The organism is Bariatricus massiliensis (assembly GCF_900086725.1).
Classification (GTDB): domain Bacteria; phylum Bacillota; class Clostridia; order Lachnospirales; family Lachnospiraceae; genus Allocoprococcus; species Allocoprococcus massiliensis.
This window is the reverse complement of sequence record NZ_LT574837.1, coordinates 397,071-418,545: the sequence shown is the minus strand read 5'-3', so window position 1 is coordinate 418,545 and position 21,475 is coordinate 397,071. Positions and strand designations below refer to the sequence as shown.

At 44.5% G+C, this 21,475-nt stretch carries 14 protein-coding genes; 12 read left to right on the top strand and 2 right to left on the bottom strand.

What is annotated here, in order from left to right; translation table 11 throughout:
- Positions 1 to 15 precede the first annotated feature (15 nt).
- Together ant(6) and BN6465_RS08140 are read right to left on the bottom strand one after the other, a co-directional pair.
- The gene (gene ant(6), locus BN6465_RS08145) at positions 16 to 888 is read right to left on the bottom strand and encodes an aminoglycoside 6-adenylyltransferase (protein WP_002582178.1); all 873 of its coding nucleotides are present in this window, start codon (positions 886 to 888) and stop codon (positions 16 to 18) included.
- 54 nt (positions 889 to 942) lie between these two features.
- Positions 943 to 1,710: a nucleoside phosphorylase gene (locus BN6465_RS08140; protein ID WP_002582179.1), complete on the bottom strand. Its 768-nt coding sequence runs from the start codon at positions 1,708 to 1,710 to the stop codon at positions 943 to 945.
- Between the two features lie 619 nt (positions 1,711 to 2,329).
- Between BN6465_RS08140 and BN6465_RS08130 the strand changes: the two genes are divergently transcribed.
- The 12 genes from BN6465_RS08130 to tet(O) all read left to right on the top strand — a co-directional run bounded on the left by BN6465_RS08130 (position 2,330) and on the right by tet(O) (position 21,424).
- On the top strand, positions 2,330 to 3,154 hold the full coding sequence (locus tag BN6465_RS08130) for a ParA family protein (protein WP_014635910.1): 825 nt from the start codon (positions 2,330 to 2,332) through the stop codon (positions 3,152 to 3,154).
- A complete protein-coding gene (locus BN6465_RS08125; RefSeq protein ID WP_014635909.1) occupies positions 3,111 to 4,055 on the top strand; it encodes a ParB/RepB/Spo0J family partition protein in 945 nt (314 codons plus the stop codon). The genes BN6465_RS08130 and BN6465_RS08125 overlap by 44 nt, the downstream gene beginning before the upstream one ends.
- A gap of 232 nt (positions 4,056 to 4,287) precedes the next feature.
- Positions 4,288 to 4,992, top strand: coding sequence for a hypothetical protein (locus tag BN6465_RS08120; protein ID WP_041179104.1), 705 nt, complete (start codon positions 4,288 to 4,290; stop codon positions 4,990 to 4,992).
- 70 nt (positions 4,993 to 5,062) lie between these two features.
- Entirely contained in the window at positions 5,063 to 9,313 is a 4,251-nt protein-coding gene (locus tag BN6465_RS08115; protein WP_066733311.1) for a SpaA isopeptide-forming pilin-related protein, read from the top strand.
- Between the two features lie 148 nt (positions 9,314 to 9,461).
- A complete protein-coding gene (locus BN6465_RS08110; protein WP_066733310.1) occupies positions 9,462 to 9,755 on the top strand; it encodes an exodeoxyribonuclease VII small subunit in 294 nt (97 codons plus the stop codon).
- A gap of 9 nt (positions 9,756 to 9,764) precedes the next feature.
- Positions 9,765 to 10,358 carry a hypothetical protein gene (locus BN6465_RS08105; protein WP_066733309.1) on the top strand — a complete coding sequence of 198 codons (594 nt, stop codon included), beginning with the start codon at positions 9,765 to 9,767 and terminating at the stop codon, positions 10,356 to 10,358.
- A gap of 13 nt (positions 10,359 to 10,371) precedes the next feature.
- Positions 10,372 to 10,605, top strand: coding sequence for a hypothetical protein (locus tag BN6465_RS08100; protein WP_066733305.1), 234 nt, complete (start codon positions 10,372 to 10,374; stop codon positions 10,603 to 10,605).
- Positions 10,583 to 11,140 carry a hypothetical protein gene (locus tag BN6465_RS08095; protein WP_066733303.1) on the top strand — a complete coding sequence of 186 codons (558 nt, stop codon included), beginning with the start codon at positions 10,583 to 10,585 and terminating at the stop codon, positions 11,138 to 11,140. The genes BN6465_RS08100 and BN6465_RS08095 overlap by 23 nt, the downstream gene beginning before the upstream one ends.
- 5 nt (positions 11,141 to 11,145) lie before the next feature.
- Complete coding sequence (locus BN6465_RS08090) at positions 11,146 to 11,829, top strand: hypothetical protein (RefSeq protein ID WP_066733301.1); 684 nt, start codon at positions 11,146 to 11,148, stop codon at positions 11,827 to 11,829.
- A 15-nt stretch (positions 11,830 to 11,844) separates the two neighbouring features.
- Positions 11,845 to 18,783 carry an N-6 DNA methylase gene (locus BN6465_RS21430; RefSeq protein WP_330384773.1) on the top strand — a complete coding sequence of 2,313 codons (6,939 nt, stop codon included), beginning with the start codon at positions 11,845 to 11,847 and terminating at the stop codon, positions 18,781 to 18,783.
- Complete coding sequence (locus BN6465_RS08080; protein ID WP_001129922.1) at positions 18,764 to 19,138, top strand: TnpV protein; 375 nt, start codon at positions 18,764 to 18,766, stop codon at positions 19,136 to 19,138. The genes BN6465_RS21430 and BN6465_RS08080 overlap by 20 nt, the downstream gene beginning before the upstream one ends.
- Before the next feature lie 366 nt (positions 19,139 to 19,504).
- Entirely contained in the window at positions 19,505 to 21,424 is a 1,920-nt protein-coding gene (gene tet(O) / locus BN6465_RS08075; protein ID WP_000691758.1) for a tetracycline resistance ribosomal protection protein Tet(O), read from the top strand.
- The last annotated feature ends 51 nt before the right edge of the window (positions 21,425 to 21,475 follow it).

Below are 21,475 nucleotides of genomic sequence, written 5' to 3'. Positions count from 1 at the left end.
ACAAATTGGAATTTGTCAATACCTATTACCATAAAGATATTTATTTGAAATTCTCTTTTGTGTTTCCAAATATTTTGTAACGTTTTCATCATAATCAGGATAATTATAACCAAGTGAATCTGCCACTTTTTTAGATATTTTTTTGAACAAACATAGACACAAATCAAACGATTTCCACATTTCTTCATACGAACTCATTGAATATGTATTTAGTAAGTTATCCCACAATTCTTTTGAAATATGCTTATCTAAAAATTTATAGTTTTTACCCAAACTGAAATTAAATCCTTTTTCAGTACCGACATACCAACTAATCATCCTAAGAAGCTCATGACGTAATACTTCATTCATATGGTCTATTGCAAATAGTATTTCACCACGAAGTAAGCCCTTGGATACATATGTTGCAACATTCCAAAATTCGTTACAACAGTCATCAAACTTTCTTTCTGTTGGACACTTAATGTAATAATCTTCATCTGTGGGAACTATTTCTGTTTTAATCATATTATCTTTATCTAACATGATTTTTACAAGTTTATCGCGAGTAAGATACTCCTCAAGCATTGAAACAGGTAACAAAGTTAAATCAATCTTTACACCATCATCAAAAAGCATTATATAAGAAAATCCTTTTTCTTCTGGAGGAAATAATTCCATATCTTCAGGTTTTTGCATCATAATTCTGTTACCAAAAACACTAAGCCAGTCATCGCTTTTCAAAAATTCTCCCATATCTATAACAAAAAAAGTAATATCATAATCTTGAAGATTGTCTTTTGGTATATTAACATTAGTGCGAGACCCCTCAAGAGTTACAATTCTAATTCTCTCATCTTGAAAAGCAAAATTCAAAACTAAATCGTATATTTCTTTTTCAGTCCTCATTTCATTCACCTCAATAAAATTATATCACAAAAAAAAGATTGATTCTAACTGTTCTTATAATTTGATAACCGCATCAAGGCAGAGCGTAAGTGCATATTCGTATGCATTACCGCCCCAGTTTCTTTCGTCGTATTTGTCAACATCTGCAAGACTGTCTGCGGTATAAAGTATCATACCCCAGGTTGCCCCTCTGAAATCAGCACAGGCCGCCAGAGCAGAACATTCCATTTCTACAACTGCACAGCCTTCACTTTTGCGATAAGCCACCTTTTCTTTGGTTTCACGGAAAAATCCATCCGTTGACCAGGTTATAACCTCCTGATATTTCATACTATGCTCAAGAATGGTTTCTTCAATTGCTTTTCTTGCCTTCTCGCTGATTTCCACAAATCGAGAAGGGGGCGCATAGTGATAAGATGTTCCCTCATCACGCAGAGCCTTGTTTGGTACGAGGAATGTACTTTCGGGGAACTTTTCCAGAGCACCGCAACTACCTGCCGAGATTACCTCTCTTACACCATAACCAATCAGCCAATCAAGTATCTGTGTGGCTGCTGCCGCACCAACGGGTGCTTGACAAAGCACAATGTCCTCACCCTTGTATTTGGTGATGTAAATGGGATAATGCTTCGTTGCACTCTCAAAAGTGGATACCTGTTTGGTATCACTTTTACTGGCATATTCATCTATGTAAGCACCAAGAAATGCGAACACACATTTCTTGGGTAAGTTCAAACCAAGATTTTCATGAGTGGGATTAAGAACTGCTGTCTGCTCTGTATCAAACTCCAAAATCGGTATTTCGTTTTTAATAATAGCCATACTATCTCTCCGTCAAATTCTTATTTGTCTTTCTCTTAATTTCCTATTATACACCAAAATTATGAATATTTCTACCCGCCGTCTATTGACCTCAATTACGAGGGAAATAGGCGGCTTTTTTGTTTCTAAAAAAATATTTTCAAGAATTTTTTGAAAAAGGGGTGATTTTGGGTGTGCATTTTGACCCCCTTTGTCCAAATGAGTGAAGGGGTTAATTCCGAACCACGAAAAGGTCAGCCCATTCACTTGTATTTTGACAACTGAATAAATCATTCACTAAGACTTTATTTCTGATGATTTTAGCCACCTTATCGGGTACGCCGTGACTTCTGCATTGCAGAACAGCGAGAACTCCCGGTATAAGTAGTAGGTTGTCCCTGTTACGGCGATGACAGTCAGAAGGATAATGATACTTCTCTACGGAGCTGGCGGAGTACCCGGCAGAGGTGAAATTCCTATGATACAGATTAGCAGTCTGTTCCTTAGTGACTTCCCGTGAGCTTATTGCTCGGCAAGGGGTGTTGAGAACAAATATTGCCCGACCGGTTAGGAAATGAGCCGGTCAAGTACATAGCCATACTGCGATGGCTATGAATTTTACGAAAGGAGGACGCACAAAGTGTCGAACTGCAAAACGATTGCGATATGCAATCAAAAAGGCGGAGTTGGAAAGACAACCACTACGGTAAACCTCGGCGTCGGTCTTGCAATGCAGGGAAAAAAAGTGCTGCTCATAGACGCAGACCCACAGGGCGACTTAACCACTTGTCTCGGTTGGCAGGATACAGACAACTTGGGTATCACGCTTGCAACGAAACTCACAGATGTCATAAATGAAACGATGAATGACCCTACGGTCGGTATTCTGCACCACGACGAAGGTGTTGACCTTGTTCCTGCAAACCTTGAGCTTTCTGCAATGGAATTTAACCTTGTCAACGCAATGAGCAGAGAAACAGCCTTGAGAAATTATCTCAGCGAAGTGAAGGACAAATACGACTATATCCTTATAGATTGTATGCCTTCTCTCGGAATGGTAACAATCAATGCTCTATCTGCGGCTGACAGCGTTATTATCCCTGTTCAGGCTCAGTATTTACCGGCAAAAGGAATGACGCAGCTTGTTCAGACCATTTCACGAGTAAAGAAGCGTATCAATCCGGGCTTAAAGATTGACGGTATGCTTCTCACTTTGGTGGATAGCCGTACCAACCTCGCCAAAAGCACGATAGAAGCTCTGAGAGAGAACTTCGGTAGTCAAATCAAGATGTATAGAACATATATCCCGATTGCCGTAAAAGCCGCAGAGACTTCTTCCAAAGGCAAGAGCATTTTTGCCTACGAACCCAACAGTACGGTGTCAAAGGCGTACACCGAATTTACAAAGGAGGTGTTAGCCGATGGCAGGAAGAAAGAGCGACTTCACTCTCACGAAGCTCGATGACTTATTTTCTACGCAGGAACAGAGAGATGAAGAAAAGCTTTCAAAAATCCGAGATATTCCCTTGACTGAGATTGACGATTTCCCCGACCACCCTTTTAAGGTGCGTGATGACGAGGATATGGCACAGCTCATTGAGAGTATTAAGGAACGAGGGGTAATCACTCCGGCGACGGTAAGGCAGAAAGAGGACGGCAGATACGAACTCATTTCAGGACACAGGCGAAAGCGAGCCTGTGAGCTTGCCGGGTTTGATACGCTCCGTTGTGAAGTCGTTGAACTGAACCGAGACGAAGCCACGATTTTAATGGTTGAGAGCAACTACCAAAGGTCGCAGATACTTCCCTCGGAAAAAGCCTATGCCTACAAAATGCGTTTGGAAGCAATGAAAAGGCAAGGAGAACGCACGGATTTAACTTGTGACCCACTGGGGGACAAGTTGGTGGGAACAAAATCTGTAATGTTGTTAGCTGATAAATCAGATGACAGCAAAACGCAGATTCAGCGATATATTCGCCTTACAAACCTTGTTCCCGAACTTTTGGAATATGTGGACGAGGGGCGAATTAAAATGCGACCGGCGGTTGAATTGTCTTTTCTCGATGAGGACAGTCAGCGTGATGTGGTTGATGAAATCGACCTGAACGACGCAACCCCGTCCCACGACCAAACAATCCGTATGCGAAAGTTCTTTGAGGAGGGCAAGCTAACAACCGAAGCAATCCAAGCGATTATGTCGGAGGAAAAACCAAACCAAAGGGAGAAAATTGTTTTGAGGGGCGACAGGGTTCGACAGCTTATCCCGAAGAATATTCCCATAAGCCAAACGGAGGATTTTGTGTGCAAGGCGTTGGAGCATTACAACAAGTTTCTGCGAAGCAGAGCCGACCGTGACAGCCGATAGCCTTCCCCCTTTCTCACACTCTAACCCCTATATATACCGGCTATTAACCTGCTGAAAAATATACTCTATCTCCCTTGAGTATATCTATCTCTAATAACATATAGCTGTCTATAAAAGGGTTCGCACATTTGGAGCAAAAGCAAAATGTCTGCTACGATAAAAAGTTCAGCCAATCGCACCTTTGATGTTTTTTGCCTGATTGAGTACGATTAAGGCGAAAGGAGCGATGGATATGAAAAACAGGCTAATACCTTGTGTTCTTGCCTGCCTGATGATTTTTCTCGTAGGTTGTAGCGGTAACACAGCCAAAGAAGCTGCACAGGAGATAACGAAAACAGAGACTTCTTTTCCGGCTGGTAATACCGAAACAAATTCTCAGGAAGAAACGGCAGAAGAACCGGAAAGCACGGCAGTTCAGGAAGAAACACCATTTACGGCAGAAGAAAGCCAGTCAACCGCTGAAAGTCAAACGGCTGAGACTGTTCAGACAAAACCGGCGGAAGAAAAAACGGCTGATACTCCCGCAACCGAAAAGCCAAAGGCAGAGCCACCAAAGCAGACAACCACGCAGGCTGAATCCGAAAAACAAACGGAGCAGCCGAAAGAACAGACAACTGCCGAACAAAAGCCGGTTGAAAAGCCGACTGAAAAGCCGGCAGAACCGAAACCGACAGAGCCGCCCAAGCAGACATTCGATGTCAGCCCTTATGTAAGTTACGCAAAAGAGTATGCGGTAAGCATAGGACTTTCTCTTGACAGCACGGCGACAGAATGTTGGGACAATCCCATATCCGCAAATCCTAACCGAAGCGGTATCAAGTCTGATATTGAGAGCAGACTTAACCGATACAAGAACAGCGAGGGTTTTACCGCTGTGTGGATATGGACAGAAAAGCTATCCGATACGGAGTACAACATCTATATCGGCTACTGCTAAAACAAAATAATTTTAAGCAGACGCACTGAGTAAAATCGGTGCGTTTTTGCATTTCAAGGAGGAAAACGCAATGGTTAAAACAAAATTCAAGAAAGCCGTCTCGCTTATGTTGGCGGTGGTTATGAGCCTTACTGCTTTTATGGGCATTGGGGCAACGACAGCCTTTGCAGCCGTTGGAGAAAAAGCCGATGTGTACCTCGTCGATTATCCCCGAAGCGGAGATACCAATAACAACGGCGAATGGGGACACGGCAATCTCAACTATATGAACGGTTGGAAAGGCTTGTCCACGAAATACACAGGACTTCGTGCAATGGGTTCGTATTCAGGCAATATTGCCTACTGTATTGAACCGGGTACAGGTCAGCGGACTGGAGACACTCTCACCGAAAAGGACGAGAACTTCTTCAACAACATCAGCCCGAACGGTACGATTTCCGGCGATGATATTCGCCTGCTTATCGGTCGTATCTTGCAGTACGGCTATCGTGGAGGTATTTCGACAAGCTGGAAGTCTCAGAATGAAAGCGACGCCAACTGTATCGCACACGCTTATGCCACTCAGATTTTGATTTGGGAAACGATTGTCGGCGAAAGAGACGCAAGCTTCAATCACGTTTCTACCGGTGGGTATAATGCTGTGCTTGAATGTGTAAGCTCTGCACACCCACTTCGCAGTAAAATCTTGTCTTACTACAACAGTATGGTAACAAGTGTTCAGAATCACACCAAAGTGCCGAGCTTCTGCACAAGGTCAAGCGGTTCTGCAAAGGTAAACGAGCTTGAATGGAACGGAAGCAAGTATGTTGCTACTCTCACCGACACAAACGGTGTGCTTGGCAATTATAATTTCTCGGCAAACATTGACGGTGTTTCTTTCTCCGTCAGCGGTAACAAATTGACTGTTTCGATGGATAAAGCTCCGAGCAAGGAATTTACCATCACAGCCGCAAAGAAAAACGGCGTCCGCAGAGGTGTGGTCGTATGGTCTGACGGTATCCATCAGAACGGAAACGGCATTCAGGATGTGGTCACTTACGCTCAGGAGGTCAGCGACCCTGTCAGCGGCTTTGTCAAAATGAAGGTCAGCTACGGCTCTTGTCAGATTGTAAAGACAAGTGAGGACGGAAAGGTTGACGGCATTCAGTTTACTGTCAGCGGTAACGGTGTAAATCAGACAGTCACAACCGCAAACGGCGGTAAGTTCCAGCTTGATAACCTTATGCCCGGTGTTTACACGGTCACAGAGCAGTCTATTGACAAGTATGTGCCGCAGGAGGTTCACAGAGTAACTGTCGTTGCCGGTCAGGTGGCAAAGGTCAACTTCAATAATGTTCTCAAGAGAGGTAATCTTCAGGTTATCAAATCTTCGGAGGATAATCTTGTAGAGGGCGTTACCTTCCACCTTTACGGCACTTCTCTTGCGGGTATTGCCGTAGATGAATATGCCGTAACAGATAAGAACGGTGTTGCTTCTTTCAATGATGTGCTTATCAGCGGTACTACCCCTTACACTGTTGAAGAAGTAGATACGGCTATCCGTTATGTTGTGCCTGCAAATCAGACCGCACCGATTAACTGGAAAGATGTTACAACCCGCAATTTCACGAACATTCTCAAAAAGTTCAGCGTAACTGTAACAAAGAGCGACCGTGAGGAAGGAACGCCGCAGGGCGACGCTACCCTTGCCGGAGCAGTTTACGGTATCTATAAAGGCGAAACCCTTGTGGACAAGTATGTAACGGATAAGAACGGTCAGTTTACCACAAAGGAATATATCTGTGATGACGACTGGACAATCCGTGAAATCACTCCGTCCGAGGGCTATCTGCTTGATACCACAATCCATAAGGTCGGTGCTGAACCGCAGCTTTATACGGTTGAACACAATCAGACAGCAAATGATGTTACAGAGCAGGTTATGAAAGGTAATATCGCCATCATCAAGCATACCGATAACGGAGAAACACAGATTGAGACACCTGAAAACGGTGCAACCTTTGAAATCTATCTCAAATCTTTCGGCAGCTTTGACGCAGCAGAAGAAGATGAAAGAGATGTTATCGTCTGTGATGAAAACGGCTTCGGTCAGACAAAGAATATGCCGTATGGTGTATATACCGTTCATCAGACCTCCGGTTGGGAAGGTCGTGAGCTTATGAAAGACTTTGATGTGTTCATTGCTCAGGACGGTCAGACCTACCGCTATCTTATTAACAACGCAAACTTTGAAAGCTATATCAAGGTTGTCAAGGTGGACGCAGAAAGCGGTAAAAACATTCCGTATGCCGGTGCAGGCTTCAAAATCTTTGACCCTAACGGTAATCAGGTAACAATGACCTTTACTTATCCTACTCCGACAACGATTGATACTTTCTACACCGACGCAAACGGACAGCTTGTTACACCGGAGAAACTGGAATACGGCAAGGGATATTCTCTTGTGGAAGTTCAGGCTCCTTACGGATATGTGCTTGACAGCTCACCGGTGTACTTTGATGTGGCAGAGGAACATTCTTCCGATGAGGGTGGTATTACCGTGATTAAGGTAGATAAGCCTAATATGGCACAGAAAGGTACTGTCAGCATTGAAAAGACCGGCGAGGTATTCTCAGGGGTAAACATCTCCGGAGAGGAAAATACCGATGTGATTTATCAGCCTGTCTATGAAGTGAAAGGTCTTGCAGGTGCGGTCTATGAGATTACCGCAGCAGAAGATGTTATCACGCCTGACGGAACACTCCGTTATGCAAAGGGCGAGGTCGTAGATACTGTTACCACATATGAAAACGGACTTGCAAAGAGTAAGGAGCTTTACCTCGGCAGATATACGGTAGTTGAAATTACCGCACCGGAGGGTATGGTTATCAACAAGGAAGCACACGAGGTCGAGCTTACCTACGCAGGTCAGGAAGTCGCCGTGACGGAAACTGCAACCAGCTTCGTAAACGAGAGACAAAAGGTTACGGTAAGTCTTGAAAAGGCAATCGAAAAGAACGACATCTTCAATATCGGCAACGGCGATGAAGTAAAAAACATCAGCTTCGGACTTTTTGCCGCCGAGGAACTTGTTTCCGCAAGCGGTACTTCTATCCCGGCAGACGGACTGATTGAGATTATCTCTCTTTCCGAAAACGGCAAGGCAGTTATCAAAACCGACCTTCCTTTCGGAAGCTACTATGTAAAGGAGCTTGCAACCGATGAGCATTATATCCTTTCCGACAGCAAGTATCCGTTTACTTTCAGCTATGCGGGACAGGATACCGAAAATGTTGAGATTGCAGTCAACGACGGCAAGCCGATTGAAAATAAGCTCATTTACGGCTCTGTCTCCGGTAAGAAGATTACCGAGAACGGCGAAGAACTCGGAGGTGCAGTTATCGGACTGTTTAAGGCTGATGAAACCAAATTTACAAAAGAAAATGCTTTGATGACTGCTACCTCTGAAAAAGACGGTAGCTTTTCTTTTGAGAAAGTGCCGTATGGCAACTGGCTTGTAAGAGAAATTGAACAGCCGGAGGGATTTGTTCTCAATGAAACTTCTTATGAAGTTAAAATCTCCGAAGTCGGTCAGGTCATTGAGGTTGAAATCGTCAATGAGTATGTTCACGGCAATATCAAGTTGACTAAGGTCGATGAAGATTACCCGGACAACAAACTGACGGGTGCAACCTTTGAGGTTTACAAAGATGTAAACGGCGACGGCAAACTGGACGACGGCGACGAGCTTATCGGTACGCTTACTGAAACAACTACGGGTATTTACGAGATGAAGGAGCTTCTTTACGGAAAATACCTTGTAAGAGAAACCAAAGCACCGGAAGGCTTTGAGCTTGATAAGGGTGTGTACTCTGTTTTCATCGAAAAAGATGAAAACACATACGAGGTAGAAAACAAAGCCGGCGTCGGCTTTATTAACACGGCAATGAAAGGAAACCTGAAAATCGTTAAGACTTCCTCTGATGGTAAGGTTGAAGGTTTCACTTTCAGAGTTACGGGAGTAAACGGTTATGACCGCAGCTTCACGACCGATAAGAACGGCGAAATCATTATCGAGGGACTTCGTATCGGCGATTACACCGTTTCCGAGGTTCAGGATACTGTTTCTGCTTCCTATGTGCTTCCTGCGGATAAGATTGCAACCGTAAAGGTCGGCTCTACTACCGTTGTGGAAATGCACAATGAGCTGAGAGACACACCAAAGACCGGAGATAACAGCAATGTCGGCTTGTGGACTGCACTTGCGGGACTTTCTGCCCTCGGTATTGTAGGCACAGCCGTTGTTGCGTACAGAAAAAAGAAGAAGGAGGACAATGAGTAATGGACGCTAAAACAATCGTAGCAGTTGTATTGGTCGCCTTTATTATCGGCGGCTTTATCTTCTTGCAGATTAAGAACAGAAAGAAATAAGGAACGCTTGTGTGGGCGGAGTGAAAACTTCGCCCACGGTTCTTTTACGGAGGTGCATTATGAACAAGCTAAAGACGGTTGACAGCAAGGTGCTTGCAATACTCAGAGAATGCCCCGAAACGAGGTATGACGATATGCAGCTTATCCTTTGCTATTACAACCGATACAGCTATATGAGAGTCGGAGATTTACCGCTTGAGGATATAGTCAACAACTATAAAGGGTACGGCTTGCCGTGCTTTGAGACTATCCGCAGAGCAAGACAGAGAGTGCAATCCCTGTTTCCCGAACTGTCAAGGCAGTGCAGTGGCTGCGACTGCGGAAACATCAGAATTGTGATTGAAGTAAGCTGAGGTGTGGATATGAACGAGGAAAAAAGAAAAATCGGTGAATACACCGTTCTCTGCTCGGTCAATGTGGGCGAAAAGGAGGTTATCTTGGCTTCCAATGAGCAAAGCACAAACGGCAATAAGTTTTTGTGCGGCTTTGCGGAGCGAAACGACCTGTTTGAACTGTGTTCGGAATGTATGGTAAGCGATGACTATATCGAAATCGTACACCTTTTCGGAAGCCGTGTGACAAAGGAAGCGGAGCTTTTCAAGGAACAGGTCGAAAAACTGGATATTCCAATCACAATCATAACGGAAGCCGACTGTATCCCCGACCACTATTCCAAAGACATCAACGGCAAAATCATAGCCATTGACCCCAAGGTATTAAAGCCTGAATTTCAGAGAGCTGACAGACAGCTTTATTATGTTACAGGTGGTTTCGGTGCGTCGGCAAACAGCCGTGGAAGTGCCGTGTTTTGTACCAATCTTCACACCGGCAAATCAACCCGATATGAAAGAATGGATGTTATGGGCGAAATAAAGCCTGAGCGTCTGCCTGAATGGGCAAAGGAAAAGGCACAAGAGCTTTCAAACAAGAAGCGAAATAAAGACAAAGAACGATAAGGAGGACAAAGCAATGAAGGAAAATTTCACTTTTCAGCAAAAGACAAAGCTTCTGACAAAACTGTTTGACGCAGGCTGCAATACCGAAAAGAAATTGCAGCAGCTCGACATGGAGAGCATTTTGAAAATTCCGGGTATCACTATTCCGGATATGAGTCTGATTATCGAGCTTCAGAAGCAGACCAAAGCCAATAAGCTGTTCTCTTATTTGGGAGGTGGCACTGATGAGCAGGCAGGAACAGAATGACCGTCATATCATTTGGAGCGACATTAGCCTTGACCTTGATGATTGGCGAGAGTCTTTGGAGGAACTGTATCCCGGATATTCCGATGATGAGCTTTACGACATTATGGTAAAATCCAATGCCGAAAACCTTTATGATGAACGAGTAAATCTCAACATTCAGTTTTCACAGCCGATTATCGTTATCGGCGACCTCGGCAGATGGAACGGCAGAGTGTCGGGCTACAAGATGATTGATTCCGGCAACATTAAGGACTGCCTTTACTCCGATACCGATTACACCGAATGGTATGTGGATAAGTACGGCGACCTTAGAGCCGATGCCGTTCATCACGACGGAACAAACCATTATCTATACCGTGTATTCAAAGACGGTGTTACCGATACGCAGATTGAAAATCTGCAAGATAAAATCTACAACGGAAAAGCCACAAGAGCCGACATCACACGAGTTACCAAAAGACTCGGCGATGATATTGCCGGCGTATATGGTTTTTCTATTCCAAAGCAAAGACAACCAAACGAACAAGCGAGGTGATGAAAATGGATTACAGAGTATTGACCGAAGCAGAGCGTAAATACACCTTCAGCCAAAGTCAGCAGCTCTCTATGCAGACCGGTCTTATCGGATATTTGCGAGCCGACTTCGGTTCTACCGGGAACGAGTTTTGGACGACTTGGAACGATTTCAGAAAAGACCTGAAAACCGATGAATTTAAGGCTGAATTTGACGATGTGATAAACGGATTGCGTGACGGCGATGTTTTGTCCGGCAGAAAGGCTATGTCCTCTTACTGTTATTCCACTCCCGACAGTTCCTTCAATGATGACCGCAACCACTACGGCATTCGTCTTGATACGGAAAAGTACAGCTATCTTATGAGGTTTAACCCCAACAGGGGCGAGTACAATCTGTACTGCTATTGCTATCAGAAAGAGTGGCTGAACAGCCACTTGAAAAATGCCGAGCGTGGTATCCGATTTATCGACCCGCACTATCAGGAGCAGTTTCGCATTGCGGACGGAGAGAAAATTTCAATTAAGCTCGGCGACGGAAAAACAATGGAGAGGACTTGCAGATATATTGATGACTACCATTTGGAGGTCGGTACAAATCTCTACCACATCTGCGAATTTGCCGAGCTTTGCGAGAGAAACGGTCATACCGTAGAACCAGCCGCAAAAGAAAACACGAAGCCTGCAAAGGACAAAGAAAAATCACGATAAGGAGGTGCAGACGAGGTGGCAAGGAAATTTGACCTGATTTCGGAGCTATACGAAAGAACCTGTTTTGCAGTTACAGACAACCCGGTAAACTGGCAATCGTTTCTGAAAACAGCAGGCAGAAATTTCAGGCTCCGATTTGATGAACAGCTTCTTATTTATGCCCAAAGACCCGACGCAACAGCCGTGCTTGAAATCGAACGATGGAACGGCACTTTCGGTCGCTGGGTAAATCGAGGAGCAAAAGGTATTGCCGTATTTGAGGACGCAGACAGAAGCCGTCAAAGGCTGATTCATTACTTTGATATATCGGACACCCACGAAAGCAGATATTCCCGCCCTGTTCCGATTTGGGAGATGAGACCCGAATTTGAAGCAGAGGTTATTGAAACGCTTGAAAACACTTTCGGTGCGGTAAACGATACAACGAGTATTGAAAATGTCGTCAAAGAGAGCATTGCCAATGCCGTCGAGGACAACATCGCAGACTATATCTCCGACTTTATGAGTTTGGGTGCAGGAAGCGATATTGAGTATTTGTCTGCCGACGAAGCAAATGCCTTGTATTTGGAGCTTGTCAGAAACAGCGTATCATATATGGTTATGGCACGATTGGGACTGGACGCAGACAAGGTTTATTCTCCCGATGACTTTGCCGGTATTTCAAACTTCAATTCACAGGAAGTTCTCAATGCGGTGGGTATTGCTACAAGCGACATTGCTGAAATGGCGTTGCTTCCAGTCAGCAGAACAATCAGCACGCTCAGCAAGGAAAATCGCATAATTGATGAACAGGGGCAATCCGAATACAATAAAGACATCAAAGACGAAAGGAGTCAAAGCGATGAGCGAAATCACATACACGATGGTGGGAGATTACAATCTTCCGAACCTGAAGCTGCCGGAGCAGACGGAAGTGACTCTCGGCAGATGGTCGCAGATGAGGAGAACTTATCTGAAGGAACATCACAAAATCCTGTACTACAATCTTCTGACGAAAGGGATTCTGAACAGTCACTTGGCGGAGGTTCAGCAGAGAGCCAGCGAACTGGAGGAAACTCTCGTGAAGCAGATGGCACAGAAAGCCGGGCTGACGGAGCAGATGAAGGCGGGAGATATGATGAAATGGGTTTGCCTGATGAACAACATCAGGAACTCGGCACAGGAAATCGTGAAGAATCAGGTAATATTCGCTTAGAGTATTACGACAGAAACCACGAGGACAAGAGCCTGCCGTTTTTCGGTGGCGACGATACTATCCGAGAAATACTCGGTACTACCCCGCATTTGTCCGCTTCAAAGGAAGAAATCAAAGACTTCTATGAGAGAAATACGGATAATGCGACCCGTACCGAATATATCAAGGGTATTTTCAACAACGATTACACCCAGCTACCTTTAAGCGACGGCAGGCTTGTTGGATACAAAACATTTCAGAATGTCCTCCACTTGTGGGAAGGCGAATACGAAAACAGAACCGCTCAGAGTTTCTACGACTGGGGCGTTATCGCACAGCATTTTGAAGCAATGAGACTTTTGGGAGAATTGACCGATACAATGAAGCCGCTTCCGTCTATGGGCGGTCAGTTGACTCTCATAATGGGCAATCAGGCAGAGGAACAAAAAACCTCTGCCTTTACTTTTTCTCAGGAAATCATAGACGCAGTTCTCACCCGTGGAAGCGGAGTTTCCGAGGGCAAAATGCGTATCTATGAGCAGTTTGAAAAGAGCCTTTCTGCTAAAGAGAACGCCGACTTCTTGAAAAACGAATACGGTTGGGGCGGCTCTTATCCGGTCATCATCGGTGCAGGCATTGACGAACAGCACGACGGAAAAGGTATCACAATTTCAAAAGGTATCGGAAGCGACAAACCGCACATTACGCTTTCTTGGTCTCAGGTTGAAAAGCGTATCGGAGACCTTATCCGTATGGAAAGATACCTAAACCCAAAGGAAAAAGAAAAGTACCCGGAATGGCTTGAAAAGCAGGAAGAAAGGCGAGCCGAGCTTGCAGAGCAGAGAAAAAACCGTGAGATACTCTCTACCGCACCGCCTGAGCCTGAAAACAAAGTGGACGAGCCGGAAGCACAGTATGAATATCATCTCGGCGACAGCGTGTATATCGGAGCTTCGCAGTATGAGATTTTGTCCTTTGATGAAAACCGTGTAAAGCTCTATAACTTCGATATGCCCCTATTCAACAAGGAGCTTTCAAGGGAAGAATTTGACCGAAAAGTGCGTGAAAATCCAATGAACGACCACTTGAAGGTCAGTGTATTACCGGCAGAAGAAAAAGCCGTTACAGGCGAAAACGAAGTTCAAAACGATACCGAAACCGTACAGGATTTCAGTTCGAAAACCGGTTATGACGACGCCTTCTTTATCGACCGGGACAATGAAAGCGTAACTTGGATGTATTATAACCCCGACAGCAATGCCGGAGGTCAGTATGTTACAAATACGCTTTCTTTTGACGAGATACAGCAAGCTGCAAGGGAGTATGACTCGGCTGAGAATTTCTTTGATTATCTCGGCAGTATTGCAAATCAGGAGCTTGCCGATGTAGGTACAGAATGGTTTGAGGAAGCAGAAAGTCAGTTTTCACAACAGCCTGATTTCACAGACTGTACCAAAGCGACAATGCAAAGCCTTGTGGCTGCTGTTTCTGAAGTCCCGGTTTATGACCGAGAAACAGAAATTCTTTATTCCGTGCTTGGCAGATTAAAGATTGACGACATTGGACTCGGTTATGATGAAAACGGTCTTGTTGCAAGGGACGGCGATAACGAATGGCACGGTGCAGAGTTTTATCATTTTCTTGTTGATGAAGCCTTTGTATTTGAAGATGACGGTTCTGTGCTTGGTATCAGACCTGACTTGCTTGATGACTTTAAGGCTTTATCCGAACACAACGGTGTTGAGGTTAAGGACAACCGAGAGAAAGAGCCTGAACCGATTGTCCCCGCTTGGGAGCAAAAGAAAAAGTCAAAGGTAAAGAGCTTTGACCTCCACCCGGATATTCCGATGGCAGAGCGACACAACTTTGACCTTGCCAATAATCAGGTTGAAGAAGTGAACAAGAAAGAACGCTTCCACCGAAACTATGCAGCGATTAAGGTCTTGAAGGATTGTCAAAGCGAAAATCGTTTTGCAACACCCGATGAGCAGAAAATCTTGTCGAGATATGTCGGTTGGGGCGGTATTCCCGAAGTCTTTGACGAACGAGCCGGAGCTTGGCATACCGAATATGCAATGCTAAAAAATATCCTGACGCCGGAGGAATATGCGTCGGCAAGAGAAAGCACCTTGACCGCCTTTTACACTCCGCCCGAAGTATCTACTGCCATTTACAAGGTGTTGGAACAGATGGGATTTCAGGAGGGCAACCTGCTTGAGCCGTCTTGCGGTATCGGTAACTTCATCGGTATGCTGCCTAAGTCAATGGAAAACGCAAAGGTTTACGGCGTGGAGCTTGATACCGTTTCAGCCGGTATCGCTCAGCAACTTTATCAGAAATCTTCTATTGCGGCACAGGGCTTTGAGGAAGTAAATGTCCCCGACAGCTTCTTTGACGGCGTTATCGGCAATGTGCCTTTCGGAGATTTCAAAGTCTCCGATAAACGATACGACAAGTACAATTTCTTAATCCACGATTATTTCTTTGCAAAATCGCTTGATAAGTTACGCCCCGGCGGTGTGATGGCTCTTGTGACAAGCAAAGGAACTATGGATAAGGAAAACTCCAATGTGCGTAAATATATCGCACAGAGGGCGGAGCTTCTTGGAGCAATCAGACTTCCGAACGACACCTTCAAAGGCAATGCCGGAACAGAGGTTGTATCCGATATTCTGTTCTTGCAAAAGCGAGACAGGCTAATAGATATTGAGCCTGACTGGGTTCATCTTGACACCGACGAAAACGGTATAAGGATGAACTCATATTTTGTTCAGCACCCGGAAACGATACTCGGCGAAATGAAAATGGTAAGCGGTCGTTTCGGACCGGAAGCAACCTGTGAGCCGTTTGAAAACGCCGACCTTTCGGAGCTTTTGAACGAAGCTGTTTCAAACATTCACGGAGAAATCTCCGAATACGAAGTAGCCGATGAGCTGGAGGAAGAAGATAATTCTATCCCGGCAGACCCTACGGTAAGGAACTTCTCTTACACGGTTTTGGACGACAAAATCTATTTCCGTGAGAACTCCCGTATGTCCCCGGTGGAGGTATCGGCAACCGCCGAGAACCGCATTAAGGGTATGATTGGGATAAGAGATTGCGTCCGCAATCTGATTGAACTGCAAACCGAGGATTACCCGGACAGCGAAATCAAACAGGCACAGGAAAAGCTGAACACTCTGTATGACAGCTTTACAAAGAAGTACGGACTTATTAACAGCCGTGCCAATACTTCTGCCTTTTCCGACGACAGTTCCTATGCTCTGCTCTCTGCTCTTGAGGTCATCAACGAAGATGGCGAACTGGAACGCAAGGCAGATATGTTCTTCAAAAGGACGATAAAACCGCACAAGCCGGTAACGGAGGTTGATACCGCAGACGAAGCTCTCGCTGTCTCTATAGGTGAAAAAGCAGCCATTGATATGGAATATATGATGGAGCTTTCCGGCAAAAGCGAGGAGGAATTATTCGCTGACCTAAAGGGTGTAATCTTTTTAAATCCTCTTTATGAGTACGGTAATTCTTATGAGCCGAAATATTTGATGGCAGACGAATATCTGTCGGGCAATGTTCGTGAGAAGCTGGCGACAGCCAAAAGGTCTGCGACTCTGTATCCCGAAGATTACACCGTCAATGTGCAGGCACTTGAAAAGGTTCAGCCAAAGGATTTGACGGCAAGCGAGATTTCCGTAAGGCTCGGTGCGACTTGGATTCCACCCGAAATATTCCAACAGTTTATGTTTGAGTTTCTCGACACCCCACGCTATGCACAGTGGAATATCAAGGTTCACTACTCTCAGTTTACCGGAGAATGGAACATTGAGGGAAAGAGCTATGACCGTTCCAATGTTAAAGCGTACAGCACATACGGCACTTCCCGTATCAACGCATATAAGATAATTGAGGAAACACTGAACCTGAAAGATGTCCGAATCTTTGACTATATAGAAGATGAGGAAGGCAAAAAGAAAGCCGTTCTCAATAAAAAGGAAACGGCAATCGCACAGGCAAAGCAGGAACTCATAAAGCAGGGCTTTCAGGACTGGATATGGGCTGACCCTGCCCGCCGAGAAAAACTCACGAAGATGTATAACGATAAGTTCAACAGCATAAGACCCCGTGAGTACGACGGAAGCCACATTGTTTTCAACGGTATGAACCCGGAAATCGAACTCCGTGAACATCAGAAAAATGCGGTTGCACACATTCTGTACGGCGGCAATACGCTGTTGGCACACGCAGTCGGTGCAGGCAAAACTTTTGAAATGGTGGCGGCTGCTATGGAGTCCAAACGACTTGGACTTTGCAATAAGTCGCTGTTCGTAGTCCCGAATCACTTAACCGAACAATGGGCGGCGGAGTTTTTACAGCTCTATCCGGCGGCGAATATTCTTGTTGCGACAAAGCGAGATTTTGAGACAAAGAACCGCAAAAAGTTCTGCGGTCGAATTGCTACGGGCGATTATGACGCAGTGATTATCGGTCATTCTCAGTTTGAAAAAATACCGATGTCCATTGAAAGACAGAGGGCAATTCTTGAGCAGCAGCTTGAAGAACTGACAGACGGTATTATGGATTTGAAGCGAAACCGTGGAGAAAACTTTTCCATTAAGCAGCTTGAAAAGTCTAAAAAGTCCGTGAAGCAAAAGCTGGAAAAGCTCAACGACCAAAGCAGAAAGGACGATGTTGTTACCTTTGAAGAACTCGGTGTGGACAGACTTTTTATTGATGAGAGTCATTATTACAAGAACCTCTATCTTTACACCAAAATGCGTAATGTGGGCGGTATTGCTCAGACGGAAGCACAGAAATCCTCCGACCTGTTTATGAAGTGCCGATACCTTGACGAGCTTACAGGCGGTCGAGGAACGGTATTTGCAACCGGTACTCCTATCTCAAACAGTATGGTGGAACTCTATACCATTCAGCGATACTTGCAGTACAACACGCTTGTAAAAAACAACTTGCAGCACTTCGACTCGTGGGCAAGTACCTTTGGAGAGACAGTAACTGCGGTTGAGCTTACCCCGGAGGGAACGGGTTACAGAGCGAAAACCCGCTTTGCGAAATTCTACAACCTACCGGAGCTTATGGCGATGTTTAAGGAGGTCGCCGACATCAAGACGGCGGATATGCTGGAGCTGCCTGTGCCGGAAGCACACTTCCACAATGTTGCGGTCAAGCCTTCGGAAATGCAGAAAGAGATGGTTGCTTCCCTTGCGGAACGAGCCGAGAAAGTTCGTGGCGGCGGTGTGGATTCGAGTGTAGATAATATGCTCAAAATCACAAACGACGGCAGAAAGCTGGCACTTGACCAGCGTATGCTCAACGATATGCTGCCTGATTTTGAGGGCAGTAAAATCAACGCCTGCGTCGATAACATCTACCGTATTTGGGAGAAAACAGCCGATAAAAAATCGGCACAGCTTGTGTTCTGCGACCTCTCAACGCCAAAGAATGACGGCACATTCTCGGTATATAACGACATCAGAAAGAAGCTCATAGAGCGTGGTGTCCCCGAAAGCGAAGTCCGTTTTATCCACGAAGCAGATACCGATGTGAAGAAAAAAGAACTGTTCCAAAAGACCCGTAAAGGCGAGGTCAGAGTGCTTCTTGGTTCTACGCAAAAGATGGGAGCCGGCACGAATGTTCAGGACAGACTTATCGCACTTCACGATGTGGATTGCCCGTGGAGACCGTCAGATGTAGGACGGATTTTGCGGACATTCAAAATAAAAAAGAATGTGGAGGTAACAGACAATGGCAAAATCATTATTTGAGGAACTGGGCGGCAAATACGAAAGGCAAGGGGATTATTTGATACCGTGCTTAACTGTACCCGCCGAAGAAGAACAGGCAATAGGCATCTGGGGGCAACGGCATTTAGATTATCTAAAACAGTACCGTAAAGTTACATACACCAATCTTCTTACAAGCGGCAGGCTAAACGCCTACCTTGCCGACATCAACAGACAGGCACAGGAACGCTTTGAAAGGCTCATAGAGGGTATGAAACAGGCACAGGGCATAACGGAACAGCTAAAGGCAGAAAACGCCTTAGAATGGACAGGATGCCTCAATAACATAAGGGCTTGTGCGAGGGAGATTGTGGAAAAGGAAATTATTTTTGCATAAACAGATGATTAGTGGCAGGGGGAAATCCTGCCGCTTTTTCTGCTTTAGTTTGTCAGCTTGACAAATAAAGGGTTAAGGAATATAATTAGATTCAGTATTATACAAGGAGTTAATAAATATGCGGCAAGGTATTCTTAAATAAACTGTCAATTTGATAGTGGGAACAAAAAGTAGCAGTCCCGTTTCACTTTTAATATGGGGCTTAGTTTTTTGTACCCAGTTTAAGAATACTTTTATCATGTAATTTTATATGCCCGAAAACATATAAGTGTTTTGGGGCTATTGGAGTTATTTACCCAGTGATAGGAGTATTTATCACTGGGTATTTTTATGCCCTTTTTTGGGTGTTGATAGGAGGAAAATCACATGAAAATAATTAACTTAGGCATTCTGGCTCACGTTGACGCAGGAAAGACAACATTAACGGAAAGTTTATTGTATACCAGTGGTGCAATTGCAGAACTAGGGAGCGTAGATGAAGGCACAACAAGGACAGATACAATGAATTTGGAGCGTCAAAGGGGAATCACTATCCAGACAGCAGTGACATCTTTTCAGTGGGAGGATGTAAAAGTCAACATTATAGATACGCCAGGCCATATGGATTTTTTGGCGGAAGTATACCGTTCTTTATCCGTATTAGACGGAGCAGTATTATTAGTTTCTGCAAAGGATGGCATACAGGCACAGACCCGTATACTGTTTCATGCACTACAGATAATGAAGATTCCGACAATTTTTTTCATCAATAAAATTGACCAAGAGGGGATTGATTTGCCAATGGTATATCGGGAAATGAAAGCAAAGCTTTCTTCGGAAATTATAGTGAAGCAAAAGGTTGGGCAGCATCCCCATATAAATGTAACGGACAATGACGATATGGAACAGTGGGATGCGGTAATTATGGGAAACGATGAACTATTAGAGAAATATATGTCAGGGAAACCGTTTAAAATGTCAGAACTGGAACAGGAAGAAAACAGGAGATTCCAAAACGGAACGTTATTTCCCGTTTATCACGGAAGCGCTAAAAACAATCTGGGGATTCGGCAGCTTATAGAAGTAATTGCCAGTAAATTTTATTCATCAACGCCTGAAGGTCAATCTGAACTATGCGGGCAGGTTTTTAAGATTGAATATTCAGAGAAAAGGCGGCGTTTTGTTTATGTGCGTATATATAGCGGAACATTGCATTTGAGGGATGTTATTAGAATATCTGAAAAAGAGAAAATAAAAATCACAGAGATGTGTGTTCCGACAAACGGTGAATTATATTCATCCGATACAGCCTGCTCTGGTGATATTGTAATTTTACCAAATGATGTTTTGCAGCTAAACAGTATTTTGGGGAACGAAATACTGTTGCCGCAGAGAAAATTTATTGAAAATCCTCTCCCTATGCTCCAAACAACGATTGCAGTAAAGAAATCTGAACAGCGGGAAATATTGCTTGGGGCACTTACAGAAATTTCAGATGGCGACCCTCTTTTAAAATATTATGTGGATACTACAACGCATGAGATTATACTTTCTTTTTTGGGGAATGTGCAGATGGAAGTCATTTGTGCCATCCTTGAGGAAAAATATCATGTGGAGGCAGAAATAAAAGAGCCTACTGTTATATATATGGAAAGACCGCTTAGAAAAGCAGAATATACCATCCACATAGAAGTCCCGCCAAATCCTTTCTGGGCTTCTGTCGGGTTGTCCATAGAGCCGCTCCCTATTGGAAGCGGAGTGCAGTATGAAAGCAGAGTTTCACTTGGATATTTAAATCAATCGTTCCAAAATGCGGTTATGGAGGGGGTTCTTTATGGCTGCGAGCAGGGGCTGTATGGATGGAAAGTGACAGACTGTAAAATCTGTTTTGAATATGGATTGTATTATAGTCCTGTAAGTACCCCCGCAGACTTTCGGCTGCTTTCCCCTATCGTATTGGAGCAGGCTTTAAAAAAAGCAGGGACAGAACTATTAGAGCCATATCTCCACTTTGAAATTTATGCACCGCAGGAATATCTCTCACGGGCGTATCATGATGCTCCAAGGTATTGTGCAGATATTGTAAGTACTCAGATAAAGAATGACGAGGTCATTCTGAAAGGAGAAATCCCTGCTAGATGTATTCAAGAATACAGGAACGATTTAACTTATTTCACAAATGGGCAGGGAGTCTGCTTGACAGAGTTAAAAGGATACCAGCCAGCTATTGGTAAATTTATTTGCCAACCCCGCCGCCCGAATAGCCGTATAGATAAGGTTCGGCATATGTTCCACAAGTTAGCTTAACAGCTTGCAAAAGTCATATAAAATGAGATTTGAAAGGATTAGAGACTAATT